This is a genomic window from Hymenobacter sp. APR13 (genome assembly GCF_000737515.1).
GTDB lineage: Bacteria > Bacteroidota > Bacteroidia > Cytophagales > Hymenobacteraceae > Hymenobacter.
In genome coordinates this window covers 4,446,550-4,461,945 of record NZ_CP006587.1, presented here as the reverse complement: position 1 = coordinate 4,461,945, position 15,396 = coordinate 4,446,550, and the positions used below count along the sequence as shown (strand labels likewise).

Below are 15,396 nucleotides of genomic sequence, written 5' to 3'. Positions count from 1 at the left end.
TCAGCTACAGCGCTGCCAGTCGCCAGCGGAACAGGCTGCCAGCCAAGCCGCTGACACCCGGATAAATAACCGCCGACCAAATGGCTAAAAAAATAAGCTGAACCTGCAGGGTAGTTGCGTATACTGGCATGCCCATTTCGGCTCGCTGGATCCTATGCACCACTTCACCCGCGAAACCCACCTCACTCAAATCGCTGAAACCCTCGTCTGGGACGTGCTCATCATCGGGGGCGGGGCCACGGGGCTGGGCGTGGCCGTGGACGCCGCCAGCCGCGGCTACCGTACGCTGCTGCTGGAGCGCGCAGATTTTGCCCAGGGCACCAGCAGCCGCAGCACCAAGCTGGTGCACGGCGGCGTGCGCTACCTGGCCCAGGGCCAGATAGGGCTGGTGCGTGAGGCCCTGCGCGAGCGGGCCCGGCTGCTGCAAAATGCCCCGCACCTGGCACATCGGCAGGCCTTCGTGATTCCGTGCTACCGGTGGTGGGAGCGGCCCTGGTATCTGCTGGGCCTGAAGCTCTACGACCTGTTGGCCGGCCGCCAGGGCATTGGCGGGGCCCACCTGCTGAACGCGGCCGAAGCCGCCCAGCACCTGCCGGGCGTGCAGCCCGCGGGCCTGCGCGGCGGCGTGCGCTACTTCGACGGGCAGTTTGACGATGCCCGCCTAGCCCTCACGCTGGCCCGCACCGCCGCCAACCACGGCGCTACCGTCCTCAACTACATGGCCGTAACGGCGCTGCAGAAAGACGCCGCCGGCCGCGTGTGCGGCGCTACAGCCCACGACCAGGAAACCGGCCGCACCTACACGCTGCAGGCCAAAGTGGTGGTAAATGCCACCGGCGTGTTCGTGGATGAAGTGCTGCACCTCGACACGCCCGCCGCCGCGCCGCTGGTGCGCCCCAGCCAGGGCGTGCACGTGGTGCTGCCCGCCGACTTTCTGCCCGGCCCCGAGGCCCTCATGATTCCACAGACGCCCGACGGCCGGGTGCTGTTTGCGGTGCCGTGGCTGGGCCGGGTGGTGGTGGGCACCACCGATACGTTGGTGCCGCAAGCCACTCCCGAGCCCCGTGCCCAGGCCGAAGAAATCCGCTTCATTCTCGAAACCGCCGGCCGCTACCTCACGCGCCCGCCGCAGCTACGCGACGTGCTCAGCACCTGGGCCGGTCTGCGCCCGCTGGCCGCGCCGGCGCAAGCCGGGGCTGCCACCAAGGAGATTTCGCGCAGCCACAAGCTGCTGGTATCAGAGTCGGGCCTGCTCACCATCACGGGCGGCAAATGGACCACCTACCGCCAGATGGCCGAGGACGTGGTAAACCGCGCTCAGCAACTGGGAAGCTTGCCCGTGCAGGCCTGCCGCACCGCCGTATTGCCCCTACACGGTGCTCCCGCCTCCAACCTGCCACTGCCCAATGCGGCACTGGCCGCGTATGGTTCCGACGCGTCGGCGCTGCAGCAATTGCTAACCGAAAACCCCGCCTGGGCGGCGCCGGTAGCGCCCGGCTTCCCCTATGTGTGGGCCGAAGTGGTGTGGGCCATCCGCCACGAAATGGCCCGCACCGTGCCCGACGTGCTGGCCCGGCGCCTGCGGCTGCTGTTTCTGGATGCCTGCGCCGCGCTGGCCGCCGCTCCGGCGGTGGCGCAGCTGCTGGCCATTGAGCTGGGACGTTCCGAAGCCTGGCAACAGCAGCAGGTAGCGGAGTTCAAGGAGCTAGCGGCCGGGTACCTCACCCCCTAACCCCCTCTCCAAAAGAGAGGGGGGACTAGCTCTAGAAAATTAGCTTAAAAAAAGCCCACCGAGCGTCCCGGCGGGCTTTTTTAGTTTTGATTAAATCTAGTTCCCCCTCTCTTTTGAAGAGGGGGCTAGGGGGTGAGGTCACGCTACACCACCGGAGCCGGCAGCACCTTGCCCGTCACCTCGCCGAAGCCGATGCGCAGGCCGTCTTTTTCGCAGTAGCCACGCATGGTTACAGTGTCGCCGTCGAGCAGGAACTTGCGCTCCGAGCCGTCGGCCAGGGGCAGGGGGCGGGTGCCGCGCCAGGCCAGCTCCAGCATCGAGCCCAGCGAGTCGGGCGTGGCCCCCGAGATGGTGCCCGAGGCGTACAGGTCGCCGACTTGCAGGTTGCAACCGTTGGAGGCGTGGTGGGTGAGCTGCTGGGCCATGCTCCAGTACATGAGCCCGAAGTTGGAGCGGGAAATGGTGGTGGCGGGGCCGTTTTCGGGCTGCAGCTCCACTTCCAGGTGCACATCGAAGTTGTGCTTGTCCAGCTGGCGCAGATACAGCAGCGGCTCCGGCTCCTGCACGGGGCCGGCCACCCGGAACGGCTCCAGCGCGTCCAGCGTCACCACCCACGGCGACACGCTGCTGCCGAAGCTCTTGCCCAGGAACGGCCCCAGCGGCACGTACTCCCAGCTCTGAATGTCGCGGGCGCTCCAGTCGTTGAACAGCACCAGCCCGAAAATGTGGTCCTCGGCGTACTGAATCGGCACGGTGTCGCCGAGCTCCGTGCCTTGGCCCACAATAAAGCCCACTTCCAGCTCGAAATCCAGCTGCTGCGAGGGTCCGAAGGTGGGCGCGGCGGCATCGGGGGCCTTGCGCTGGCCGTTGGGCCGGCGGATATCGGTGCCGCTCACCACGATGCTGCTGGCCCGGCCGTGGTAGCCGATGGGAATGTGGCGCCAGTTGGGCAGCAGCGCGTTAGCCGGGTCGCGGAACATGATGCCCACGTTGGTGGCGTGCTCGATGCTGCTGTAGAAATCGGTGTAGTTGTGGGGCTTCACGGGGCGCAGCATCTGCACCTCCGTCTGGCGCAGCAGGCACTCGCGCATCACCTCATCCGAGCGGAGGGCGGTGCTGTCGTGGCGCAGCAACTCCGAGACGCGCTGGCGCACGGCCCGCCACGCCGGCCGGCCCAGGGCAATAAACTGGTTGAGCGAGCGGCGGCGGAACACCTTGGGCATCTTCGCGCCCAGCTCCAGGTCCTCGAAAAAGCCGAACTGGGCCACGGCGTACAAATCCAGCACGTACTCGCCGATGGCTACGCCCAGCCGAGGCCCGCGCTCCTCCGTCTCGAACACGCCAAACGGCAGGTTCTGAATGGGAAAGTCGCTGCCGGGGGCAATATCAATCCAGGAGTGCAGGGCGGGGTCGTTGGGGTTAGCCATTCGGTCGATAGTTGGTGGTAGGAGCGGTAAAGGTAACGGGGCCGGCGAAATAGGGCGGGCCTCTGGAACCTATGAACGACCAGAAGGTGCTATCTTTATATAGACGGCTGACAGCTACCTTTCAAGGCCCGCATCCGAACAGTAACGCTCAGCGCATCGTTGAAATAGCGGAGTACCATAAGAAATTCAGTTGTCTTTTTTATTCATGGAAAAATTGACTCGACACAACAGCTTTCTTTCCTTAAAAGCGGAAGAAAAGACTAGTAATCCTTCTGAGCCAAGTAAGAGAATGACTCAATTTGAGAAATTGCTAGTTGTACTTATGAGCAGTTCGCTTACTCAGAAAAACAAATAATAGTAATCGGAAAAAGTCACCATTAGGACAGTCTATGGAAGATCTAGTGATAGATTCTGGAAGTGCCATGAAGCAGCGCGTGATAGATGCATTTAAGAAAGAGTTTGCCCCTATTGAGAGCAAATTCGAAATTATGGATCTACTGGATAACAATTCGCCAATGGATTATAAGACCATTGATTTACTTAAGCTCCCATCTGCTGAGAATAATATAGTGTGGCATCCAGGCGTATATGTGTTTATTGGTGATGATAAAGTTTACAGAGTTGGTGTAAGTATGCGCAATAGCAGGTATAGGGTGATGGAGCATATTAAAGTTCAAACTCAGCAGAATGGTTACTGTATAGGGGATATTGACTGCTATAGCGATAAATCAATTCTACTATTTAATGTTAAAAAAAGAGACGATAGGCATTGGCTCTTAGCACTAGAAGTTTATTTGGAAACCGAGTTTAAGCCGCTAATCAAAGCAGGTAGAATAGGATAAGCATTGGGTAGTACCAAAACCCACAGCGCCCCGCCCCAACCGGAAAACCGGCAGGAGCGGGGCGCTGCTGTGTTACTCAGGAAACGAGCCTACCGGACCTGGCCGGCGGGCTGCTCACTCATGGGCGTGACGTTGATGGCCTCCACGGCGCGGATTTCGGGCACGGCCTTCTTCACCGATTCCTCCACGCCGGCTTTCAGCGTCATCGGCGACATGGGGCAGGTGCCGCAGGCACCGAGCAGCTCCAGGCGCAGCACCATGTCGTCGGTGATTTCCAGCACGCGCACGTTGCCTCCGTCGGCGGCCAGGTAGGGCCGGATGGTATCCAGGGCCTGTTCGATGCGGGGCAGGAGCGGATGGGTTTCCACGGTGGGCGATACGGTCATAACGGGGATTTCACGGGTTTTACGCTGGTCGGGCGGCAAAGTGTCCGCCAGCGTCGGCAATACGAAAGCAAAGGTAGAACATTCGCCCGACGCTACGGTAAACCGGCCGGAGCGGGGAGAAGTTCAGGGGAGGCGTAGCTACGGAGAACGTCATGCATAGCGCAGCGAAGCATCTCGCGTGCTGATGTTGGATTACTTTGGCAACGTCAACTCGCGAGATTCCTCGCGCTGCTCGGAATGACGTTCTGGTTCGTTCCGCCAGTTACGACTTCATTTCCACGATGTTGGTTTTCGGGGCTACGGCGTTGCGGATGCTCACCTGGCGGGCCAGCTCCTCGGCCAGCTGGGCGAAGACCTCGGCGGCCGGCGTGCCGTCCTGCAGGATGGCGGGCGTGCCTTGGTCACCGTTTTCGCGGATACTCTGCACCAGCGGAATCTGGCCCAGCAGCGGCACCTCGTGCTTGGCCGCCAGTCCTACGCCGCCGCCTTCGCCGAAGATGAAGTACTTGTTGTCGGGCAGCTCGGCGGGCGTAAACCAGGCCATGTTCTCCACTATGCCCAGCACCGGCACGTTGATTTGCGGCAGCCGGAACATCTGCAGGCCCTTTTCGGCGTCGGCCAGGGCTACTTTCTGGGGCGTGGTCACGATGAGCGAGCCGGTGACGGGCACCGTCTGCACCATCGTCAGGTGGATGTCGGAGGTTCCGGGGGGCATGTCGAGGAGCAGGTAGTCCAGTTCGCCCCAGTCCACTTCCGTGATGAACTGCTTGAGGGCGGAGGAGGCCATCGGGCCGCGCCACACAATGGCCGACTCGGCCGGGGCCAGGAAGCCGATGCTCATCAGCTTCACGCCGTGTGCTACCACCGGCTGGATGAGGTTTTTGCCGTCGGGGCCCTGGAATACGTGGGGCCGCTCGTCCATCACGCCGAACATGAGGGGCATGCTGGGGCCGCTGATATCGGCGTCCACGAGGCCCACCTTGGCGCCGGTTTTGGCCAGCGCAATGGCTAGGTTGGCCGTCACGGTGCTTTTGCCCACGCCGCCCTTGCCCGAGGCAATGGCAATGATATTCTTCACGCCGGGCAGCAGGTCGCGGTTCTGGCGCATGGTGGTCACGCGCGAGGTCATGACGATGACGACTTCGGCGTCCTTGTCCACCATCGTGTGGATGGCCCGCTCACAGGCGTCGTGGATGAGCTGTTTGAGGGGGCAGGCGGGCGTGGTGAGCACCACCGTGAACGACACGCGGCGGCCGTCAATCTGCACGTCCTCAATCATGTTGAGCGTCACGAGGTCTTTGCCCAGGTCGGGCTCCTCCACGTAGCTCAGGGCCTTGAGGACGGCTTCTTTGGTAATGGGTTCCATTATAGTCAGCGAAGAAAGTGCGGATGCAAAGCGCAAAGATAACCCGGAAACCGGGGCGGCGGTTGCGCAACATTGTTCCCATAGAACGTCATTCCGAGCGGAGCGAGGAATCTCGCGTGCTGACGTTGTGGCCGCTGGAACGATGTATAGACGCAATATTTTGCGTCTCGTCGTTGCTGACGTTGTTTAAGTGATGCGGTTCCGGTCATTCGACGACGAGACGCGAAGTGTCGCGTCTCTACATCGTTCCTACGAACCCAGCGTCAGCAACGACGAGACGCAAAATATTGCGTCTCTACATCGTTACCACGGCCACAACGTCAGCACGCGAGATTCCTCGTGCTGCTCGGAATGACGTTCTTTTTGGGGCAAACTACAGCCCGAACTGGGCTAGCAGGGGTTCTTTGTGCTGCTTGCCGACAGGCAGCTTTTCGGGCAGGTCGTAGAGCTCAACTTCGTTGCCGCTGATGGCCCGGATGGCGTCGAGGCGCACGATGTAGGACTTCTGGATGCGGATGAAGCGACTGGGTGGCAGTTGGTCTTCCACGCGGCTCATGCGCAGGTAGGTGATGATCATCTGGTTTTTGAGCACGATGCGGATGTAGTCCTTCATGCCCTCGATGTAGTAGATTTCCTCGAACAGCACCCGGCGCAGGGAGTGGCCCTCCTTCACGAACAGAAACTGCGGCGCGGCGGCCACCGGGGCGGCCGGGCGGCTGCCCACCACGGCTAGGGCCTTGTTCACGGCCTTCATGAAGCGCGGAAACGACACGGGCTTCACCACGTAATCGAGGGCGTCGAGCTCGTAGCCTTCCAGCGCGTGGTGGGGCGAGGCCGTGACGAAGATGACGTAGGGCGGGTTGTGCAAAGAGCGGATAAACTCCAGCCCGTTCACCTGGGGCATGTTGATGTCGGAAAACAGCAAGTCGATGCGCTGCTGCTGGAGCACCTCCAGGGCCTCGAAGACATGCTCGCAGCTGGCTACCAGGTGCAGGCCGGGCATCTGGGCAATGTAGCCCTGCAGCAGCTCGCGGGCGAAGGGCTCGTCGTCGATAATCAGGCAGTTAATCATAGCATTGGGGAGATGGGCAGGAGGGAAGCCGCAGCGGGAACAGCGGCGGCGGCCGGGGCGAGGCGCAGGGCCAAGGTTACGCGGTAGGTGTAGGCGTCGGGGTCGTGGGTGAGGCGGAGCTGGTAGTCCGGCGGGGCGTAGTGCAGGGCCAGGCGCTTCTGCACGTTGGCAATGCCCACGCCGCCTACTTCGCGCCGCGGAGCATCGGGGCTGAAGCTGTTGCGGACCTCGAACTGCAGCCAGCCATCGGCGGCCGTGAGGAAAATGGCCACCCAGGAAGCGTCGAGGCTGCTGTCCACGCCGTGCTTAAAGGCATTTTCCACGAAGGGAAAGAACAGCAGCGGCGTGACGCGGTAGGCGTCCAGCGGGCCGGTTTGCTGGTAGTCGATGCGAACCTTCTGGCCGTAGCGCAGCCGCTCCAGCTGCAGGTAGGCCGCCAGAAACTCCACCTCCCGCGCCAGCGGCACCAGCGCCGCATCCGACTCAAACACCGTGTAGTGCAGCAGTTGGGTGAGGTGCTGCACCATGTCGGGCGCGCGCTCGTCCTGCTTCACCACCATCATATACAGGTTGTTGAGGGTGTTGAACAGGAAGTGCGGGTTCACCTGGGCTTTGAGGAAATTCACTTCCAGATGCAGGTTTTCGCGCTCCAGGCGCAGGCTGTGGTTGCTGCTGCGGAGCAAAAACCGGATGAAGCGCAGCAGAATGGGCGGCACCACCGTCACGGCAAAATCGTTGAGGCCCATGCTCACGCTGCGCCACGAAAACACCCCGGCCCACAGGCTGCCATCGAGGAAGCGGTGCGCGTAGCTGTAGAGGTCCTTGGAAATCAGGCCGTAGCGGTCCAGCAGGGCGTAGCAGGCGTAGGAGCACAGGGCCCAGCCGTAGTAGATGGCCACCAGCCCCAGCGCCGTGAGCAGCCAGCGCCGCCGCAGCAAAACGTGCGGCAGCAGCACTTCAGAGAAGAAATAGTAGCTGCCGATGGCCGCCACCGCATCCTTCAGCACGAAGCTCCAGGTTACCACCGGCGTCTGGCCGAAGCCGCGGAACACGTAGTATTCAAAGCCCACAAACAGCAGCCACCAGGCCGCGTGCCGCAGCACCCGGCCGCCCGGCGTGGCAAAAAAACGGCTGGCGTGGGTGTGGGTCTTAGCGAGCCAGCGGCGCATCGGGCGGTAGTTGCAGGTGGAGGCGCAGGTGCACGCAGTGGGCGTCTTCGGTGAGGGCCACGGTGTGCTGGCCGGGGTAGAGCAGGGTCAGGCGGCGCAGGGCGGCGTCCACGGCCGCGTCGGGGCGGTAGGTGAGGGGCACGGCGCTGGTGCGGGTCAGGGTAAACGTCACGGCCTCGGGCTGCAACGCCACGGTGCTGTGCAGGGTGGCGGCGGTGCCGGGCGGGGCGGCGTCGAGGCCGGCGCAGAGGCGCTCCAGAAACGGGTGCAGCAGCAGCGGCGCGAGCTGCTGGTGGGCGGGCGTGCCGGTGGTTTCGTGGCTGATGCGCACGGTATCGGGGCGACGCAGGCGTTCCAGGGCCAGGTAGTCTTCCAGAAACTCCAGCTCCCGGCTGAGCAGCACCCGCTCGGTATCGGTTTCGTAGAGCGCGTAGCGCATCAGGTCGGCCAGGTGCAGCACCACGTCACCGGCCCGGGCGTCGCGGGTGCGGGTGAGCTGGTGCAAACTGCCGAGGGTGTTGAACAGAAACTGCGGGTTGATCTGCGACTTGAGGTAGCCCAACTCCAGGCGCAGGTGGTTGCGCTCCAGCTGCAGCCGGCGGCGGTCCACCACCAGCGCGTAAGCCAGAAAGCTAATCAGCACCGGAAACAGACAGATGGCCAGCAGCCCGAAAAACACGCTCAGCTGCTGACCAGGGCTGAGGAGCCCGGCCCAGAAGCCTTCCACGTAAAACCCGTGCATAGTGCGCCGCAGCACCCCCGACAGCGGTACGTACGCTTCGGCCAGCCGGGTGCCGGCGTACATCCAGAACTGAAAGGCATAGAGCAGGGCCACCCCACCCAGCAGGGCCCGGCCGTAGTGCCCGCGCAGCAGCCAGCGCGGAATAATCAGGTACACCAGGGCATTGAACAACAGCACCGCGTAGCCCATCTGCAGCCCTACCAGCGGCCAGTTGGGCCCCTCGAAGCGGAAGTTGGGGCGGTTGTTCCAGGCGAAGTAGAACCCGGCCAGCACCAGCCACAGCAGCGCCTGCAGCAGCAGCGTGGTGGTGCGGGCACTCGGGGCCGGCCAGCGCCCGGCGGCCCGCAAAACAGATTCTGGCATAGCAAAACAGCAGACCAAGTCGGGCTTTGGTGGTGTGGGGCCCGCGCTTGGTCGAAGAAACTTCGGAAGCCTAAAGCTCTGCAATTTCTTCGTTCCAGAATCTACCGCTCGCCAACTAAATCTTCCCCGATGTACCCTTCCTTCCGCCTTCCGCTCTGCTTCTCCACCGCTACTGCCGCCCGCCGTTTGCGCCTGGCCGCTGGCGTTGCGCTGGCCGGCCTGCTCAGCCTGCCCGCCCAGGCCCAGGACAGTACGCTCACCCGCCTCACCCACAAATACCAGTTTGCGCTGGAGCAGAAGGGCACGCAGTTTTCCGGCCCAGGTTGGGACAAGCTGCGGCAGGACATCGAGAAAAGCCAGGTGGTGCTGGTGGGTGAAGACCACGGCATGGCCCAGATTCCGCAGTTCACCCAGGCCGTGGCCCAGGTGCTGAAGCCAAAAGTATTCGTGGCTGAAATCGACAAGTACCAGGCCCGCGACCTGACGCGGCTGGCCGCGCAGCCCGGCCTGCCCGTAGCCGTTGAGCGGAAGTACCCGATGGGGTTTGCCTTCTACAGCTGGGCTGAGGAATTCGAGCTGGCCCGGGCGTTGCGGGCCCAGAATACTGCCCTTGTGGGGCTGGAACAGGTGGGTTTTTTCGCGCCGGGCCGCTTCTACGCGCTGCTGGCTGAGAAAACCAAAAACAAGCAGTCGGCGGCATACCTGCGGCAACGGGGCGCAGCCTACCAAGCCCACAACCAAGCCGTGATGGGCACCGACCCCAGCCAGCTCACGGTGTACCGCCACACGCCGGCCACCCTGGATAGCCTCACGGCCCTGGCCCGCCAGGAAAGCCCGGAGGTGCAGCGCATGGTGCAGGAGTATATTACCAGCGTCCACATCAACCAGACGGCTATCCAACCCAAAACTGGCCTCCAAAGCCACCAGGACCGCGTAAACCTGATGCGCCGCAACCTGCTGGCCGAGTTGCCCGCTTACCAGCAGCCGGGCCAGCCGCTTCCCAAAATGCTCTTCAAGTTCGGGGCCGGCCACATGGGGCGCGGGGCCAGCTTTACCGCCGGCGTGTACGATGTGGGCAACCTGGCTCTGAACTTGGCCGAAATGCAGGACCAGAAGTCGCTGCACATCTTCGTTATCGGCAAACAAGGCACCCAAAACAGCGGCTTCAACCCGCAGGATTTCAGCAAGAACGTGGCTACTTATTCCAACGCCGACACCGACATGATCCGGCCTTTCGTGGCCGCTACGCCGGCCGGCACGGCCTGGCAGGTGTTCGATGTGCGCCCCCTGCGCCGCGCCCTGCTCCGCGACCAGCTGAAAATCAGCAGTTCCGAGCTGCTGACGACTATCATGAACTACGATTACGTGGTCATCATCCCCGAAACCACCGCCAGCCACAATATCTAGCAGCACAACGGCAGGAGCGCGAACGTTGCGGTTTGCGCTCCTGCCATTTTAAGGAGGTGAACGATGTAGAGACGCAATATTTTTGCGTCTCGTCGTTGAACAACTGGGGTCGGGCAGACTTACCCAACGTCAGCAACGACGAGACGCAAAATATTGCGTCTCTACATCGTTCTGCGAACCCCAGTTGCTCGGCAGAGCGTAGCTTTAGCCCTGACAACGGACAACTCCCCACTTATGCAGCTTGGTATCGACAGCTTCGCCGCGGCCCCTACGGGGGGCACCGCCTCCGACAACGCCACGGCCCTGGGCCAGCTCCTGGAGCGTATCGAGCGGGCCGACCAGGTGGGCCTGGATTTCTTCGGCATCGGCGAGCATCACCGCCGCGAGTTCCTGGATTCGGCCCCGGCCGTGATTCTGGGTGCGGCGGCCGCCCGCACCAGCCGCATCCGGCTGGGCAGCGCCGTGGCCGTGCTCAGCGCCGCCGATCCGGTGCGGGTGTTCCAGCAGTTTTCCACCCTCGACCTGCTGAGCAACGGCCGGGCCGAGCTGGTGGTGGGCCGCGGCTCCTTCACCGAAGCCTTCCCGCTGTTCGGCCTGAACCTGCACGACTACGACGCCCTGTTCGAGGAAAAGCTGGCGTTGCTGCTCCAGATCCGCGACCAAGAGCAGGTAAGCTGGTCGGGGCGGTTCCGGCCGGCCCTGACGGGGCAGGCCGTGTACCCGCGGCCCATGCAGGCGCAGCTGCCCATCTGGCGCGGCGTCGGCGGCACACCCGAGTCGTTTGTGCGGGCCGGGGCCATGGGGCTGCCGCTGATGGTGGCCATCATCGGGGGTGAAACCCACCGCTTCCGCCCGCTGGTGGATTTATACCGCGAGGCCGGCCGGAAGGCGGGCTTCGCGCCTGAGCAGCTGCAGGTCGGTCTGCATTCCCTGGGCTACGTGGCCGACACCACCGAGCAGGCCGTGACCGAATACTACCCCGGCTACGCCCGCACCTTCACGCGCATCGGGCGGGAGCGGGGCTGGCCGCCCGTCACGCCCGGCCACTTCGAGGCCCAGCGCGGCCCCCGCGGCGCGCTGCTGGTCGGCAACCCCGAGGAAGTAGCCGCCAAGATTCTGCGCCACGCCGAGTCGCTGGGCGGGGTGAGCCGCGTCACGTTCCAGATGGACAACGCCGACCTGGCCCCTGAAAAGCTGCTCCGCGCCATCGAGCTGCTGGGCGAGCGGGTGAAGCCGCTGCTGGGATAAGGGGGGGAGTGGTTTAGGAACACAAACTGAACGTCATGCTGAGCTTGCCGAAGCATCTCGCGTGCTGACGTTGCTGACGTTGCTGACGTTGCTTCACTAGCCCAGGGTTTAAACCCTGGGCTACGGAGCAGGTACCATCTGATTACTATTTCAACATCAGCACGCGAGATGCTTCGGCTTCGCTCAGCATGACGTTCAAAGTGACTTAGCCAGCCAGCAGTAAACCCAAGGCGTGCCACTTCGCGGCGGTTCCTGCCTACCTTTGGGGTTCTGTTCCGCTGCTACCCCTGTTGCCTGCACTGCCTTGGCCCGTATCCCCAAAGAAACCGTTGACCAGATTATCCACCACGCCGACATTGTGGAGGTGGTGGGCGACTTCGTGAGCCTCAAGCGCAAGGGCCAGAATATGTGGGCCTGCTGCCCGTTTCACCACGAAAAGTCGCCGAGCTTCTCGGTGGCCCCGGCCAAGGGGCTGTACAAGTGTTTCGGGTGCGGCAAGGCCGGCGGGGTGGTGCAGTTCATCATGGACATCGAGGGCACCAGCTACGTGGAGGCCCTGAAGTACCTGGCCAAAAAGTACGGCATCGACGTTCAGGAAGAGGAAAAGACGCCCGAGCAGCAGCTGGCCCAGAACGAAAAGGACTCCCAGTTCATCGTCTCGAACTGGGCCAAGGACCACTACCACAAGCTGCTCCAGGACAACGAGGAAGGCCAGAGCATCGGCTGGAGCTACCTCCGGCAGCGCGGCCTCAACCAAGCCACCATCAAAACCTTCGAGCTGGGCTACTCCCTGGATCAGTGGGACGACCTGCTGAAATCGGCCACGGCGGCGGGGTTCGAGCTGAAGTACCTGGAGAAAACCGGCCTCGTGGTGCGCCGCGAAGACGACCAGGGCCAGGACACCGGCCGCCGCTACGACCGGTTCCGGGGCCGTGTGATGTTCCCGATTCACAACATTTCGGGCCGCGTCATCGGCTTCGGGGCCCGCACGCTCAAGCCCAACGACAAGACCGCCAAGTACCTCAACTCGCCCGAGTCGGAGATTTACCACAAGTCGGATGTGCTGTATGGCCTCTACCAGGCCCGGCAGCCCATCCGCTCGGAGGAGCTGTGCTACCTGGTGGAAGGGTACCTCGATGTGCTGAGCTTACACCAGGGCGGCATCAAGAACGTGGTGGCCTCGTCGGGTACCTCGCTCACCGACGGTCAGATCCGCCTTATCAAGCGCTACACCGACAACGTAACGGTGCTCTACGACGGCGACGCGGCCGGCATCCGGGCCTCGCTGCGCGGCATTGACATGCTGCTGGAAGGCGGCCTGAACGTGCGCGTGGTGCTGTTCCCCGACGGCGACGACCCGGACAGCTACATCCGCAAAGTCGGCGACCAGCGCTTCAAGGAGCATCTCGACGGTGCCAGCCAGGACTTTATCCAGTTCAAAACCGACTTGGTAAGCCGCGAAGCCGCCCAGGACCCGGTGAAGAAGGCCGAAGCCATCCGGGAGGTGCTCCAGAGCATTGCCAAGGTGCCCGACCCCATCAAGCGCCAAGTGTTCCTGCAGCAGACCTCGCAGGCCTTCGGCATCGACGAGCAGGTGCTCATCACCGAGTACAACAAGCTGGTGCGCAACGCCACCCAAAAGGCACCCGGCGGCCAGAGTAGCAGCGGCAGTGGTGGGAGCGGGGTAGCTGGCAGCTATGGTGGCGGTAGCTCCGGCGGCCAGCAGGTGCCAGGTGGTGGCGCCAGCCAACGCCCGGCCCCGCGGCCTATGAGCCCCGAGGAAGAGGCCGAAGCCCTGATGTACGGCGCCTCGCCCGAGGACCTGATGGGCGGTGGCGGTGACCTGGGCACCCTCACCCGCGAAGACCTGGAGCCCGTGCCCGACGTACTGGAACAGTGCGAGCGGGAAGTGGTGCGCCTGCTGCTTCTCTACTCGGCGCAGCCGCTGGCCCCCGAGGTGGCCGTGGCCCAGTACCTGCTGCAGCAGCTTGACGATACGCCTTTCAAAACCAGCGTCTATGCCGATTTGCTGCACCTGTGCCGGCAGGAGCTGGAGCAGGGCCGCTGGCCCGAGGTGCGTACGCTCATCCAGCACGGCCGCTCCGATATCCGCAGCGTAGTGGCCGAACTGGCCACCGAGAAGTACGAGCTCAGCCCCAACTGGACCACCCACCAGATCCACGTGCCCCGCGAGCTGGACTTGCTGCAAACCGCCTGCGACAACGCCATTCTGCGCCTCAACAAGGTGAACGTGGAGCGCGAGCTGGCCGTGCGCCTCGAAGCCCTGCGCCACCCCGCCGACGAGGCCAGCATGATGGAAAACCTGCAAACCATTCACCTGCTCAAGCAGATGGACAACCAGCTGGCCAACCTGCTGGGCACCGTCATTCCGCGCGGCGCCTGATTCAATTATAAATTCAGGATTAAAAATTTAAAATTGGCCCTGCCGGTGAATCTTGCGCCGTGAGGACGGGGCTGTCGGGGGGTGTCGTGGCCTGGAATAGTTGGAGTCTCCTGCCTGAGCGCCCGCGCCAAGCCACCAATTCTTACTTTTTAATTCTCAATTTCTAATTGAAAAAATGTGGCACCGCTTTAACCTGAGTCGGTTTTTTCTGGCCGTGGTGCTCACCATCGTCAGCTTCGGCGGCGGCATGCTGGGGTTTATGTGGATCGAGAAGTTCACGCTGCTCGAGGCGTTCTACATGACCATGATTACCATCTCCACGGTGGGGTTTGGCGAGCTGCATCCGTTGTCGCCGGACGGGCGGCTGTTTGTCTCGGTTTATATCTTCTTCAACCTGCTCGTGGTGGCCTACCTGGTGTCGGTGCTGACCACCTACATCTTCGATGGCGAGCTGCGCAACCTCTTTCAAATGCTTCGCACTGACCAGGAAATCCGCAATGTATCCAACCACATCATCGTGTGTGGCTTTGGGCGCAACGGCAGCAAGGCCTACCACGAGCTGCACGACAGCGGGGCCCAGGTGGTGATTGTGGAGCAGAGCGAGGCCCTGCTCAAAAGCACCGTGGAAGTGCTGGGCGGCAAAGTGCTGGCCGTTTTCGGCGACGCCACCACCGACGAAACCCTGCTGGCGGCCGGCATCTCCCGGGCCCGGGCCCTCATCACGGCCCTGCCCAAAGATGCCGACAACGTGTTCGTGACCCTGACGGCCCGCGAGCTGAACCCGGGCATCAAAATCATTGCCCGCGCCAGCCTCAAAACCAGCGAAGCCAAGCTGCTGCGCGCCGGCGCCGACTCGGTGGTGATGCCCGACGAAATCGGCGGCTCGCACATGGCCAACCTCGTCATCCGGCCCGAAGTCATCCGTTTTCTGGACATGATTTCTGGCCTGGGCCCCAACAAGCTGCGCCTCGAGGAGCTGCGCCCCGACGAAATGCGCCCTGAATGGCGTGGCCGCAGCATCCGCGAGCTGGATATCCGCTCGCGCACCGGCGCCACCGTCATCGGCCTCAAGCACCATACCGGCGAGCTGCTGGTGAGCCCCAGCGCCGACACCATCCCCCAACCCGGCGACGTGATGCTGTTCCTGGGCACCGACGAGCAGATTGCCTCCCTGGTCCGCCAGTTTCAGGCGTAGCAGGGCGGTGCCAGGTAACCAGTGTGGTCCGACGAGTTGCCCG

General features: G+C 63.0%; 12 protein-coding genes. 6 read left to right on the top strand and 6 right to left on the bottom strand.

Annotated elements, in window-relative coordinates; all coding sequences use genetic code 11:
• The first annotated feature begins 154 nt into the window (after positions 1-154).
• Positions 155-1,732, top strand: coding sequence for a glycerol-3-phosphate dehydrogenase/oxidase (locus N008_RS18715; protein ID WP_044017837.1), 1,578 nt, complete (start codon positions 155-157; stop codon positions 1,730-1,732).
• Between the two features lie 143 nt (positions 1,733-1,875).
• Here the strand turns inward: N008_RS18715 and fahA are convergent, their stop codons facing one another.
• Positions 1,876-3,159 (bottom strand): fumarylacetoacetase, encoded by a 1,284-nt coding sequence (fahA, locus tag N008_RS18710; RefSeq protein WP_197062898.1) that lies wholly within the window; start codon positions 3,157-3,159, stop codon positions 1,876-1,878.
• A 389-nt stretch (positions 3,160-3,548) separates the two neighbouring features.
• Between fahA and N008_RS18705 the strand changes: the two genes are divergently transcribed.
• Positions 3,549-4,001: a hypothetical protein gene (locus N008_RS18705; protein ID WP_156109410.1), complete on the top strand. Its 453-nt coding sequence runs from the start codon at positions 3,549-3,551 to the stop codon at positions 3,999-4,001.
• Between the two features lie 89 nt (positions 4,002-4,090).
• Here N008_RS18705 and N008_RS18700 read toward each other — a convergent pair whose 3' ends face one another.
• From N008_RS18700 to N008_RS21945, 5 genes are all read right to left on the bottom strand, one after another.
• On the bottom strand, positions 4,091-4,387 hold the full coding sequence (locus N008_RS18700; protein WP_044017835.1) for a NifU family protein: 297 nt from the start codon (positions 4,385-4,387) through the stop codon (positions 4,091-4,093).
• Positions 4,388-4,649: 262 nt separating this feature from the next.
• Positions 4,650-5,753, bottom strand: a complete 1,104-nt coding sequence (locus tag N008_RS18695; protein WP_044017834.1) for an Mrp/NBP35 family ATP-binding protein — start codon at positions 5,751-5,753, stop codon at positions 4,650-4,652.
• Positions 5,754-6,126: 373 nt separating this feature from the next.
• Positions 6,127-6,825, bottom strand: coding sequence for a LytR/AlgR family response regulator transcription factor (locus tag N008_RS18690; protein WP_052381740.1), 699 nt, complete (start codon positions 6,823-6,825; stop codon positions 6,127-6,129).
• Positions 6,822-7,994 (bottom strand): sensor histidine kinase, encoded by a 1,173-nt coding sequence (locus N008_RS21950; RefSeq protein WP_052381739.1) that lies wholly within the window; start codon positions 7,992-7,994, stop codon positions 6,822-6,824. The genes N008_RS18690 and N008_RS21950 overlap by 4 nt, the downstream gene beginning before the upstream one ends.
• On the bottom strand, positions 7,975-9,099 hold the full coding sequence (locus tag N008_RS21945) for a sensor histidine kinase (RefSeq protein ID WP_081910885.1): 1,125 nt from the start codon (positions 9,097-9,099) through the stop codon (positions 7,975-7,977). Before N008_RS21945 ends, N008_RS21950 begins: the two co-directional genes overlap by 20 nt.
• A 129-nt stretch (positions 9,100-9,228) precedes the next feature.
• Here N008_RS21945 and N008_RS18675 point away from each other — a divergent pair, with 129 nt between their 5' ends.
• The 4 genes from N008_RS18675 to N008_RS18660 all read left to right on the top strand — a co-directional run bounded on the left by N008_RS18675 (position 9,229) and on the right by N008_RS18660 (position 15,353).
• On the top strand, positions 9,229-10,506 hold the full coding sequence (locus tag N008_RS18675; RefSeq protein WP_044017833.1) for a hypothetical protein: 1,278 nt from the start codon (positions 9,229-9,231) through the stop codon (positions 10,504-10,506).
• 234 nt (positions 10,507-10,740) lie between these two features.
• Positions 10,741-11,754, top strand: a complete 1,014-nt coding sequence (locus N008_RS18670) for an LLM class flavin-dependent oxidoreductase (RefSeq protein WP_044017832.1) — start codon at positions 10,741-10,743, stop codon at positions 11,752-11,754.
• 304 nt (positions 11,755-12,058) lie between these two features.
• Positions 12,059-14,158 carry a DNA primase gene (gene dnaG, locus N008_RS18665; protein ID WP_044017831.1) on the top strand — a complete coding sequence of 700 codons (2,100 nt, stop codon included), beginning with the start codon at positions 12,059-12,061 and terminating at the stop codon, positions 14,156-14,158.
• A gap of 175 nt (positions 14,159-14,333) precedes the next feature.
• Positions 14,334-15,353: a potassium channel family protein gene (locus N008_RS18660; RefSeq protein WP_071884570.1), complete on the top strand. Its 1,020-nt coding sequence runs from the start codon at positions 14,334-14,336 to the stop codon at positions 15,351-15,353.
• Positions 15,354-15,396: the final 43 nt, after the last annotated feature.